Below are 11,774 nucleotides of genomic sequence, written 5' to 3'. Positions count from 1 at the left end.
CAGTTAGTACAGGTGCGGGTCGGCTATCAGCCGAGGTACCAGCCGGGCGGTACCCAGGATGCGGGGACGGCATGCGCGGAATAGTCCTCACAGCCGGAGCAGAAGTAGGTCACCTCGCCCAACTTGCTGACGGTGCCGTCACGATGGTGCTTCGCGGGAACGAACGTCTCCAGGTACACGAATTCGCCGCTGCCGCATCGCTCGCAATAAGGGATGCCGACATAGTCGTCTTCATTCCGGAAGTGGGCGACGTGCGGGTCGAGGCGGCCGAGTCCGGTGTGCGTCGCGTTCTCGAGGCGTGACGTCGTTGACAGGGGACGTCCGGCGGTCAACGGGCGGCCGGGCCGCATGGTGCGGTGTGGACGATTTGTGGCTGGCGTCATTGCTGGCCTATCCCGAACGCTTGCCGCAACCTGCCGCCAATGCCAGATGGCTGCAACAACGGGCAACGTTCGATTTTTCGAATCGTTTTAGCAGGCCTCTGCTTGACCTGCAACACAGTCAGGATAGGGCAAGTACCCCCGGGCTTCAATGGCTAGGGAGCGGCCGCCCACACGAGTACTTCGGATAGGTAGCAGGTCCCAATGGCAAGTAGAGGCGACTGGTTCCACACCGAGTAAACCGCTAGTCGGCCACAGGCCGGTGCGGGTAGTCCGGCTGGCGGTGCTGGAACTCGAGGACAGCCGGGTTGAGGATCACACCGTCGCGGATTTCGACCGCGCGGCTGATCGTCTCGTTGCCAGCCCAGCCGGTGGGCCCGGAAAGCACTGGCTCCAGGAAGGGAAGCAACGCCTCGCTGATCTCCCAACTGGCTGACTTCCAGAGGTAGGACGGGCTGTGGTCCACCGCGTAGTAGTTGATGTGGTCGCCCACGGCGAACATGGGCTCGGCAAAGGTGGTGGTCTGCGCCCAGCTGAATCCCATACCCTCGTCGCAGGACACATCCACGATCAGGCTGCCGGGCCGGAAAGCGTCCAGGTCCTCGGTGCGCAGGTAGGTCAACGGCGCATTCGGATCCTGCAACGTGCAGTTGACTACGATGTCGCTCTCCGCGAGGAAGGGCGCCAGCGGCACCCGGCCCCGTTCGGTGATCACTTCGCTGAGGTACGGCGCCTCGTCGTCGTGGTCGAACTGCGCGATCCGTACTGAATGGATCGGCGACCCCACCGCGGCGACCCCGCGGCTGGTCAGCACCTGCACGTCGTGGACGCCGTGGGCGTTGAGGGCCGTCACGGCGCCACGGGCGGTGGCGCCGAAGCCGATCACGACGGCGCTCAGCCGGCGGCCGTAGTCGCCGGTGGTACCCGTGAGAGCCAAGGCGTGCAGAACCGAGCAGTATCCGGCCAGCTCGTTGTTTTTGTGGAACACGTGCAGGCCGAACCCGCCGTCGCTTGCCCAGTGGTTCATAGCCTCGAAGGCGATCAACGTCAGCTTCTTGTCAATCGCCAGCTGGGTGATCTCCCGGTCCTGGACGCAGTGCGGCCAGCCCCAGAGGACCTGTCCGTCCCGGAGCTCGGCCAGGTCGGCGGGCTGCGGCTTGGGCAGCAGGACGACGTCGGCCTCGGCCAGGAGCCGGGCCCGCGGCGCGATCCGGCCAACGAGGCCGGCCAGGTGGGCGTCCGTGACGCCGAAGTGTTCGCCGTAACCCTCTTCCAGGATCAGCTGCTGCCTGAGCTCCGTGGAGATGCGTTCAATATGGCCGGGATGGATGGGAAGCCGGCGCTCGTCCGGTTTCCGCGTGGTGGCCAGGACGCCAAGGGTGAGATGGTTCGAGGGACCGGTCACTTCTTCTTGGGGCTCGCCGTCTTGGCGGTCGCCTTGTCCAGGGAGCTGGGCGGCGCTGCGGCTGCCTTCTTGTCCGCTCGCTTTTCCTTGAGGGACTTGCCGGACTTCTTGGATGCTGCTTGACGGGGGGATTTGTCAGCCATGATCGCTCCTGTAGCGGAACCGAAGAGGTTCCTGACTTCGAACGATACAGGTAGCCACCTAACCGGCTCCGGCGCAGTGATGCGGACGCGGAACGGGGACCGACTGGAGCGGCTGACGGGAATCGAACCCGCGTATCAAGCTTGGGAAGCTAGCGCTCTACCATTGAGCTACAGCCGCAGAGCCGCAGAGGAACTGGTCCGGAATGCCGGAACACACCCTGCGGAACAACGAGATTCACCTTACCCCAGTCGAGAGAATTCCCGGTACACCGACACAACGCCTGTTCCGGTCTCCGGCCCGACGGTGTGTGCTTGGTCGTTTTCCTGGGCTTGTTTGGATGCCCGCCGCTTTTCACCAGGGCGCCCCCTTTCGATGCCACCGGCCGCAATGCCATGCGTCGGTCCGGCAAGGAAAATGCCACACGACCTGGCGCGATGCCGCGGCGTCGGACTACGTAGCCCGATCTCAGATCCACGTAGTACCTGCCGCTCGCGGCGAGTGGCCGTGGAAGCGAAAAGAGGTAGTCCACACTCGTGTGCGGACAAAAGTCATCTTATTGACTAGGCCAGACCACAGTCGAACCAGTCGCTGGAAGGTCTCGCCATGTTTCCTCGTTCGTCGATCGGTGTTCATGTTTCGCTGCTAACGGAGCGGACTGATCGATCCGCTTTCCTTTCTAACCCTGCTGCCCAGCGGGCCGCCGGCGCTGCCAATTCCACCCGGGGGCGGAAGTGAGCGAGCTCAAGCACCGCCGGGCGTTCCACCCGGCGTCCCGCTTTACAGCCCAGGTACGTGTTCCAGGCCGGGTGCAAACTTCTGCGCCGCCTCAGCACTCGGTGTGGGACGACGAACACCGGATTGACATGGCGGCTTCCAGGCGGGCGGTCTCTCTTCGATGGAGGAACTTCGCCAACCGCCTCCGAATCACCGATGCCGCAGCCATTATCGTTGCGGTGGCTTCGGCCTATGTGTTCAGGTTCGGCACCGAAGCGTCGACTCCTGCCGGGGAGGAATTTGAAGCGCGGTACCTGATGGTCTCCACACTGCTCCTTGTGGCGTGGTTCGCTTCCCTCGAGATTTATCCCACCCGCGACCGCCGTACGTTTGGTGTCGGCGCCGCGGAGTACAAACGGGTGGCACAGGCCACTCTCAAATTGTTCGGCGCCCTTGCAATTGCGATGGTCTTCGTCAGGTTCGACGTGGTGCGCGGCTACTTCGCCGTGGCGTTGCCACTGGGCCTGCTGCTACTTACCGGCAGCCGCTGGCTCTGGCGCCGGTGGCTGAACCAAAAGCGGGCCGAAGGCAAGTACCTGTCACGGGTGGTGGTGATCGGAGACCGGCCAGACGTCGAGTATGTCATCAACCAGATCCAGAAGAATCCGACCGCCGGCTACGAGATCTCCGGGGTGGGGTTGCCCACCTTGGAGAAGTCCACGGAGCTGCGGCCGCCGTGGTACCGGATCCCGGTTGTGTCGACCCTGGCTGATGTATCGAGAATGGTGGAAGTCGCGGGCGCGGACGCGGTCATCGTCGCGGGACGGGTCCCCGGTGGCAGCACATACATCCGGGAACTGGGATGGAAGCTGGAGGCAACCGGGACGGAGCTCGTCCTGGCCTCTACCCTGACCAACGTCGCCGGCCCTCGAATCCACTGGCGTCCGGTCGATGGATTGCCGCTGGTGCATGTGGAGCTTCCCCAATACGCAGGCGCCAAGCATGTCCTGAAACGTGCCTTAGACATTCTTGCTGCGTCCTTGGCGTTAGTGGTCTTGTCTCCCGTCATGCTCGCTCTCGCCATCGTCGTCAAACATGACAGCTGTGGTCCTGTCATCTTCCGCCAGCTCCGCGCGGGCAAGAACGGCATTCCCTTCCACATGCTGAAATTCCGGTCGATGGTGGAGACGGCGGAATCTGATCTGGAGTCCCTGCGGGAGCTCAATGAGGGTTCCGGGTTGCTATTCAAGATCCGGAATGATCCGCGGGTCACCAAGTGCGGTCGCTGGATGCGCAAGTACTCGCTCGACGAGCTTCCTCAATTTTGGAATGTGCTGACTGGGGAAATGAGCCTGGTCGGCCCACGTCCGCCGCTGCTGAGTGAAGTCGAACGCTACGAGAAGTTCACGAACCGGCGGTTGCTTATCAAGCCTGGAATCACTGGACTCTGGCAAATCAACGGCCGGTCCACCCTCCCCTGGGAGGAAAGCATTCGGTTGGACCTCTATTACGTAGAGAACTGGTCGCTAACCGGTGACCTGATCATCCTGTGGAGGACTTTCAGAGCCCTGCGCAGCCCGGCCGACGCCTTCTGAAGGGGGACCAATGACGACTCGAATCGGATACGCGGCAGGTGCTTTTGACCTATTCCATGTTGGCCACCTCAACTTGCTGCGGCACGCAAAGGAGCACTGCGATTTCCTGATTGCCGGCGTCGTCGCGGACGAACTTCTCGTCGCGACAAAGGGCCACCCGCCGGTGGTTCCCCTGGCGGAGCGGCTGGAGATCGTCCGGCAGATCCGGTACGTCGATGAGGCGATCGCAGAAACCCTGCCGCGCAAGATCGACACCTGGCGGCGGCATCCCTTCGACATTGTCTTCAAAGGTGACGACTGGCGAAACACCCCGAAGGGCCTCGCCCTGGAGCGGGAGTTTGCCGCTGTGGGCGTCGAGGTCGTCTATTTTCCGTACACCATGCACACGTCGAGCACCTCCCTTCGGAGGAGCCTGGAACTCCTGAATTCCGGGCCTCGGGAGTGGGCGGCGTTACAGGCCCTGCCCTAGGCGTCGCTTGAGCAACTACCTCAGATAGGAACGGTCCCGGTACGGTCTCCGGCTCCGCAGCAAGGTCTCGATCAAACAAAATACGAAGTTCCCAGGGGGGAAAAGTGAAGGAATCAACTCCTAAGCGTGCTGGTCTGCGGATTGCTTTGGTGGGTACGCGGGGTGTGCCCGCTCACTATGGCGGATTCGAAACGTGCGTGGAGGAAGTGGGCCGCCGGCTCGCCGAGCGCGGACACCTTGTGACGGTGTACTGCCGGTCCGGAAATGGGGCGGTGAGCGGGGCAAAGGAATTCGCCGGCATGCGACTCGTGCATCTGCCGGCCCTGCGGCGACGGTCGCTCGAAACCCTTAGCCACACCGGGCTTTCGGTAGCCCATCTTTTGGGCAGCAGGGCGGACGCGACAATTGTCTTCAATGCGGCCAACGCACCCTGGCTCCCGCTCCTCCGCCTGGCCAAGCTGCCGGTTGCCACACACATGGACGGGCTGGAATGGAAGCGCGCAAAGTGGGGGCCGGTTGGAAAACGGTATTACCGTTGGGCCGAAAGCTTTGCCGTGCGGTTCTCCAACGCCCTAATCGCCGATGCCGCCGGAATCCGTGACTACTACCGGACCACCTTTGATGCTGCGACGGAGCTGATTACCTACGGTGCACCGCTACTGGCCCCGAAAGAGCCCCAACGTCTGGCCTCCATCGGCCTGGTTTCGGGCAGGTACCACCTAGTAGTCGCTCGGCTGGAGCCGGAAAACCACGTCCACACGATCGTGGAGGGCTATGTCCGCAGCAATGCGCGGCTTCCGCTGGTCGTCGTCGGTTCCACGCCGTACGGCCATGTGTACAACCAGAAGGTCCAGGAATCCTCGGACGCGCGGGTGAAATTCCTCGGCGGCGTGTGGGACCAAGAACTGCTGGACGAGCTCTACGCCAACGCGCTGGTGTACTGGCACGGTCACTCAGTGGGAGGCACCAATCCCTCATTGCTCCGGGCAATTGGCGCCGGTGCGGCGACGAACGCCTTTGATGTGAACTTCAACCGGGAGGTACTCGGTTCGGCTGGAAGATATTTCCGGAACCCGGACGACGTCGCAAAGTTGGCGGGGGAGGCAGAAGCGCACCCCGGCAGAATCCGGTTCAGGGCGGAGCACGGGCGGCAAATCGCCGCTCAATATGACTGGGACGTCGTAGCCGACGGATATGAGTCCCTTTGCTATGCGCTGGCTTCCCGCACCCTCACCCGCGCTCAAGGCCCTGTGCGAACCAGTTGGGTCTCCGCCCCCAGCCAAGCTCCGGACGAAAGCAGGGCGGCATCGTGAGTCTCGGCGACGTCCAGCCGGAACAGGTCTCCCTGTCTCGGTCCAGTTTCCACGAAACACTGGCGGCGTTGGGCGCTGCACAGAAGTCGGTGGCCGCCGGGGCCCCGCCTTACTCAATCTTGGTCAACCGGAGGCTGGGGCGATATGCCGCCGCGCTGACACATCAAGCAGCAATGACGCCCAACCAAGTGACCGGCGTCAGCGCAGGCTTCACTTTCGGGGCAATCCTGCTGCTGGCGCTCGCTACCCCAGACTGGTGGGTCGGCGCGGTCATTTGGGCTGCTTTGGCGGTGGGTTACATCCTCGATTCCGCCGATGGGCAATTAGCTCGCCTTCGGGGAGTAGGGTCCCTGGCCGGTGAGTGGCTGGACCATGTGGTGGATTGCACGAAAATCGTCAGCTTACACCTGGCGGTTCTGGTGGCGGCCTACCGCCACTTCCAGCTTCACCCGGAGGGGTGGCTCCTCGTGCCCATCGGCTACGCGATTGTCGGAACGGTTTCGTTCTTCGCCATGGTCCTCAACGACCAGCTCAAGACGACGGCTTTGCTCAAATCCGGCCGGCAGGCAATCCCCAAGCGAGGATCCGTGTTTAAGTCCATCCTCTTGGTGCCGACGGACTACGGTGTGCTCTGTTTCATCTTCGTTCTTCTCGGCGCACCGTGGATGTTCTTTACCGTCTATTCCTTGTTTTTCGCCGCCAATTCGATTCACCTCACGCTGGCTTTAGTTCGGTGGTTCGGCGATATGAAGTTCCTGTCAATTTCTCAACCGGTCTCAACTCGGAGTAAATCATGAACAGCACAAGAACTGCAGAGAATCCTTCTCCGGAAGACCGAAAAGGGAAGAAACCACTGTTCATCGGACTCGTTTTAGCGGTGATCCTGATCGGCGGGGGTATCTGGGCTTCCCCTCTAGTGGCCCCCAGCGCCCGGACCGGCGCGGAGGACGCGACACAGGCCGGTGCCGCCCCGTCCTCAGCGACGCAGGCGCCGCCGCAGACTGCTGCTTCGCAAACGAACGGTGTTGCCCCCGGCACTGCGGCAACACCTGCACCTAGTTCCACCGGGGAGTCCGCCGCGGCCGCACCAACGGCGACAGGCGCGAAGGTCAAGTCGGAGGCAGAACTTGCTGCTACGCCGCAGCTCGTGTCCGCTCCCGTGGCCATCACTGACCCCGCGGCGTTGCGCCCTGGCGTCACGGCCGACATCACAAAGTTTGAATCGGTGACGGGCACGGCAGCAGGCCCCGGCGAGATAGCAGGCCCCGCCATTCGGTTTACGGTTTCCGTCCACAATCAGTCCGCAAAGTCTGTATCGCTCGAAGGCGCACTTATCAACGTCGAGTACGGGCCGAACCGGACTCCTGCTCTGCAACTGAGCGGACCCGGCGCAGCGAGATTCCCAGAATCTGTGGGTGCGGGCGCCACGGCCTCCGCCGTCTTCGTTTTCCTACTGCCCATGGACCAGCGTGGTCAGGTTTACATCTATCTGAATTACGAAGTTTCTTCACCCATTGCAGCTTTTGCAGGGTCCATCACAACGTCTGAGGGGAAGTCATGAGCATCGAATCGAGATTCGATAGTGTTCCGGCGCGACCGCGCGGGGACAAGAATCGTCCATCTAGTGCGCCACCGCGAGGATTAACAGTGCGGTCTGTGTTTGAAGTCAGTAAGAGACTGCTCGTTCTCGGGGTGTCCGTCGCAATGATGCTGGCGATCGCGGTTTTGCCGGTCCCGGCTGCCACGGCGGACACTGCGCCTTTGGATCCGGCCAACCCGGCCACACCACCCACGGTCACTGCGGATGCGTTGCCGACGGTCCAGATTGATGGTGTGGCGTGGCAGCAGCTCGTGGTTGGCAACACCGTGTATGTGGTCGGAAACTTCACGACGGCGCGGCCTGCCGGGTCCGCGCCGGGCACTAACACGGTGGCGCGGAACAACATTCTGGCCTATGACATTACGACCGGAAAGCTCAATACGACGTTCGTGGCGAGCCTGAACGCCCAGGCGAAAGCCATCACGGTCTCCCCGGATGGTTCCCGGATCTATGTCGCCGGTGCTTTTACTACGGTCAATGGCGTGTCACGGCCATATGTGGCGGCCCTGAACCCGGTCACCGGGGCATTGATCACTAGTTTTGCGCCGAACGTCAATTCGCGCGTCTATGCCCTGGCTGCCACCAACACTTCTGTCTTCATGGGCGGCTGGTTCAGCGGCGTGGGTTCGGTCAGCCGGCCACACCTTGCTGCAGTCCGGGCCTCCGACGCCGGGCTGCTTGGCTGGAACCCCGTGGTGGCAGGGGGCGACGTGAACAACATGGTGATCTCTCCGGACGGCACCAAAGTCGTGGTCGGCGGTAATTTCACCAGTATTAATGGTTCGAGTAATCCGGGCTATGGCATGGCCGCCCTGGACACCTCGACGGCGGCGTTGCTCCCGTGGGCCGTGAACGGTCTGGTGCGCAACGGCGGAACGCAGTCTTCAATCTATAGCCTCACCTCCGACGGGACCAATGTCTACGGAACCGGATATGTGTTCGGCTCGGGGGGCAACCTTGAAGGCGCGTTCTCTGCCAGTTGGGACGGAGGGGTGCTCAACTGGGTGGAGGACTGCCACGGTGATTCCTATGGGGTATACGCCTCCGATACGGCGGTCTACACCGTCAGCCATGACCACTACTGCGGCAACATCGGCGGCTTCCCTCAGACCGACCCGAAGTGGACCTTCCACCACGCATTGGCTTTTAGCAAGGCAGCAACCGGAACTATAACGGCAGATCCGTATGGCTACTACAACTACGAGGGCACCCCCCGGCCCTCCCTGCTGCCGTGGTTTCCGGATCTTGACGTCGGATCGTTTACCGGCCAGAGCCAGGCGGCCTGGACCATCAACGGCAATTCCCAGTACGTCATTCTCGGTGGCGAGTTTCCCACCGTGAACGGAACCGCCCAACAGGGTCTGGTCAGGTTCGCGGTCAAGACCATTGCTCCCAACAAGCAAGGCCCCGTGGTAACAGGCAGCGCCATGAACCCCACGGTGCTCTCCCTTGCGACCGGAACTGTCCGGGTCGCCTGGCAGGCCAACTGGGACAAGGACAACGAGAACCTGAAGTACGACGTCATCCGTGACGATCACCAGACCACTCCCATCTTCACCACGACCCAGGCCTCCACTTTCTGGAAACGGGCGGCCATGGGCTTTCAGGACACCGGGCTCGTGCCGGGCTCGACCCACAGCTACCGCATCTTCGTTACCGACCCGTTCGGGAACATCGCCAGGTCGGACGGAGTCACGGTAACCGTCGCCTCCGCTGGAAGTATGAGTGCTTATGCCACTGACGTTTTGGCCGATGGTGCCGGCAGCTACTGGCGGCTCGGCGAAGGCAGCGGGAGCTCCCTCGTTGACTGGGCGGGCTGGTCGGACGCCGTCGCGGGGACGGGAGTGACGCGAGGCACCCCGGGCGCTGTCACTGGTGACCCCAACACGGCAAGCACCTTTGACGGCACCGTCAACGGGTCGGCGTCCACTCAAACGGCAATTCCTGGTCCGGACGTCTTCAGCGCGGAGACGTGGATCAACACCACGACGACGTCGGGCGGAAAGATTCTTGGGTTTGGCAACAACCCCACGGGGAACTCCAACAACTACGACCGTCATATCTATATGGACAATGCAGGCCACATCTACTTCGGCGTCTACACCGGATCGACCGATACATTGCGCACCGCCGGTACATACAACGACGGCCAGTGGCATCAGATCGCGGCCAGCCTTGGAGCCAACGGAATGGCTCTTTATGTTGACGGAAAGCGAGTTGGGCAACGCAGCGATGTGACACAAGGCCAGCCGTATACCGGATATTGGCGGATCGGCGGGGACAGCATCGCAAGCTGGCCCGGCGGCCCCTCGAGCGATTTCTTCCGGGGTGCCATTGACGAAGTGTCGATCTACCCAGGCGTCATCACCCTGCAACAGGTGCAGAAGCACTTCACCGACTCCGGCCGCACTCTGAACATTCCCGTCGCGCCGGCCGACAGTTACGGCAAAGCCGTGTTCCAGGGGGCACCCGATCTGTACTGGAGGCTGGGAGAGAGCAACGGCACCACCGCGGCAGACAGCAGCCCCTCGGATAATCCTGGCACCTATGTTGACGGGGTGACTCTTGGAGGTCCCTCTGGGATTGCCGGGACGACCAACACGTCGGCCACGTTCAACGGGACGTCCGGCCTGTTGTCCAGCGCAAATGTATTTGCGAATCCGACAACCTATTCGGAGGAACTCTGGTTCAACACGACTACTCAGCAGGGCGGCAAGCTGATCGGCTTTGGCGACCAGCCAACGGGGCTCTCGAACAGTTACGACCGGCACGTTTATATGGAGACCAGCGGCGCCTTGACCTTTGGGGTCTGGACTGGCCAGACAAATACCATTACTTCGCCAAAGTCGTACAACGACGGAGCCTGGCACCACATGGTGGCGACCCAGTCTTCTGACGGTATGAAGCTGTACGTGGATGGAACGGTCGTAGGCACCAACCCCCAGACGCAGGCCCAGCCCTACTCCGGGTATTGGCGGGTCGGCAGCGACAACACATGGGGACCGCAGCCGTACTTTGCCGGCGCAATCGACGAGGTGGCGGTTTATCCGGTGGCACTGTCCGACGCGGACGTAGCCAACCACTTTGCGCTCGGGAGCGCCGGGCAGCCGGCGAATCAGTCGCCGGTGGCGGCGTTTACGTCCTCGGCGGTGAATTTGGCGGCGTCGTTTGATGGGTCGGGTTCTTCTGATCCGGATGGCACGGTTGTTTCGTACGGTTGGGATTTCGGTGACGGGACTGCGGCGGGTTCGGGTGTGTCTCCTTCGCACACGTATGCTGCTGCGGGCACTTTCCAGGTGAAGCTGACGGTGACGGATAACCWGGGCGGCACGGGTTCGGTGACGAAGCCGGTGACGGTCACGGCGGCACCGCTGGCTCAGGACGGGTTCGCTCGAATCGTAGCCAATGGTTTCGGGAAAGCCGATGTGGGCGGTAACTGGAGTACCTCAGGCGGCAATGCCAACTTCGCCGTGAACAATGGCAGCGGCAAGATGATCACGGCCAAGGGCGTACAGCTCACGGCGACCCTCGGATCCGTTTCGTCTACGTCGTCTGATACCCAGGTCCAGCTGTCACTGGACAAGCTGTCGGACGGGGGCGGATTCTTCACAACCGTCATCGGCCGACGCGTATCAGGGGCGGGGGATTACCTGGCAAAGATCTGGATCTCAAAGTCCGGGTTGATGACGTTGGATCTGAAGTCCACGGCGGGAGGAACTGAGACCACCCTAAAGAGCATCACGGTGCCGGGCCTGACCTACACAGCGGGCATGCAACTGGCCGTCCGACTGCAGGTCTCCGGGAACTCGCCGACGACCCTACGTGCCAAGGTGTGGAACACGGCCGTTGCCGAACCCACAGCCTGGCAAGTGACGGCAACGGACGCTGCAATTACCATGCAAAGCGCCGGATCCGTAGGCGTGATGACGTATCTTTCGGGCACCGCAACCAACGGCCCTGTCACCCTGTCCCTCACCAACTGGGTGACTAGGAGGGTGGAGTGATCGACCCGGTTTAGCAAAACTGCACTGTCGGCTGGTCCGGATCCTCTTCGAGGGTCCGGACCAGCCGTGTTTCTTGCCGCGAGGAGATCCCGGCAGCGCGGAAGATCTTTGCCACGGGCGCGACGATCGGAGGAGAACGGCGGAGCCGAT

9 protein-coding genes and 1 tRNA gene are annotated in these 11,774 nt (G+C 62.3%); 6 read left to right on the top strand and 4 right to left on the bottom strand.

What is annotated here, in order from left to right; translation table 11 throughout:
* Window positions 1-26: 26 nt before the first annotated feature.
* From AC1DGI_RS14925 to AC1DGI_RS14910, 4 genes are all read right to left on the bottom strand, one after another.
* On the bottom strand, window positions 27-383 hold the full coding sequence (locus AC1DGI_RS14925; RefSeq protein WP_476899399.1) for a hypothetical protein: 357 nt from the start codon (window positions 381-383) through the stop codon (window positions 27-29).
* A gap of 241 nt (window positions 384-624) precedes the next feature.
* Entirely contained in the window at window positions 625-1,785 is a 1,161-nt protein-coding gene (locus AC1DGI_RS14920; RefSeq protein WP_476899398.1) for a N(5)-(carboxyethyl)ornithine synthase, read from the bottom strand.
* Window positions 1,782-1,928, bottom strand: a complete 147-nt coding sequence (locus AC1DGI_RS14915; RefSeq protein ID WP_441402237.1) for a hypothetical protein — start codon at window positions 1,926-1,928, stop codon at window positions 1,782-1,784. Before AC1DGI_RS14915 ends, AC1DGI_RS14920 begins: the two co-directional genes overlap by 4 nt.
* 104 nt (window positions 1,929-2,032) lie before the next feature.
* Window positions 2,033-2,106 (bottom strand) — tRNA-Gly (locus AC1DGI_RS14910).
* A gap of 686 nt (window positions 2,107-2,792) precedes the next feature.
* On the opposite strand from AC1DGI_RS14910, the gene AC1DGI_RS14905 reads away from it, so the two are divergent.
* From AC1DGI_RS14905 to AC1DGI_RS14880, 6 genes are all read left to right on the top strand, one after another.
* The gene (locus tag AC1DGI_RS14905; RefSeq protein ID WP_476899397.1) at window positions 2,793-4,238 is read left to right on the top strand and encodes a sugar transferase; all 1,446 of its coding nucleotides are present in this window, start codon (window positions 2,793-2,795) and stop codon (window positions 4,236-4,238) included.
* A gap of 10 nt (window positions 4,239-4,248) precedes the next feature.
* Window positions 4,249-4,707 carry an FAD synthase family protein gene (locus AC1DGI_RS14900; RefSeq protein WP_441402239.1) on the top strand — a complete coding sequence of 153 codons (459 nt, stop codon included), beginning with the start codon at window positions 4,249-4,251 and terminating at the stop codon, window positions 4,705-4,707.
* Window positions 4,708-4,811: 104 nt separating this feature from the next.
* A complete protein-coding gene (locus AC1DGI_RS14895; RefSeq protein ID WP_476899396.1) occupies window positions 4,812-6,020 on the top strand; it encodes a DUF1972 domain-containing protein in 1,209 nt (402 codons plus the stop codon).
* Window positions 6,017-6,817: a CDP-alcohol phosphatidyltransferase family protein gene (locus AC1DGI_RS14890; RefSeq protein WP_476899395.1), complete on the top strand. Its 801-nt coding sequence runs from the start codon at window positions 6,017-6,019 to the stop codon at window positions 6,815-6,817. The genes AC1DGI_RS14895 and AC1DGI_RS14890 overlap by 4 nt, the downstream gene beginning before the upstream one ends.
* Window positions 6,814-7,581, top strand: a complete 768-nt coding sequence (locus AC1DGI_RS14885) for a hypothetical protein (RefSeq protein WP_476899394.1) — start codon at window positions 6,814-6,816, stop codon at window positions 7,579-7,581. The genes AC1DGI_RS14890 and AC1DGI_RS14885 overlap by 4 nt, the downstream gene beginning before the upstream one ends.
* Window positions 7,582-7,676: 95 nt before the next feature.
* Window positions 7,677-11,624, top strand: coding sequence for a LamG-like jellyroll fold domain-containing protein (locus AC1DGI_RS14880; RefSeq protein WP_476899393.1), 3,948 nt, complete (start codon window positions 7,677-7,679; stop codon window positions 11,622-11,624).
* The last annotated feature ends 150 nt before the right edge of the window (window positions 11,625-11,774 follow it).

The organism is Arthrobacter sp. 05N428_2 (assembly GCF_056397065.1).
The sequence above is the reverse complement of the archived record's forward strand: the minus strand, read 5'-3'. Positions and strand labels throughout refer to the sequence as shown.

Excerpts from the sequence above, each read along its gene's own strand:
- AC1DGI_RS14925 (WP_476899399.1), bottom strand. The coding sequence starts at position 383 with ATGACGCCAGCCACAAATCGTCCACACCGCACCATGCGGCCCGGCCGC.
- AC1DGI_RS14900 (WP_441402239.1), top strand. The coding sequence starts at position 4,249 with ATGACGACTCGAATCGGATACGCGGCAGGTGCTTTTGACCTATTCCAT.
- AC1DGI_RS14885 (WP_476899394.1), top strand. The coding sequence starts at position 6,814 with ATGAACAGCACAAGAACTGCAGAGAATCCTTCTCCGGAAGACCGAAAA.
- AC1DGI_RS14905 (WP_476899397.1), top strand. The coding sequence starts at position 2,793 with ATGGCGGCTTCCAGGCGGGCGGTCTCTCTTCGATGGAGGAACTTCGCC.
- AC1DGI_RS14915 (WP_441402237.1), bottom strand. The coding sequence starts at position 1,928 with ATGGCTGACAAATCCCCCCGTCAAGCAGCATCCAAGAAGTCCGGCAAG.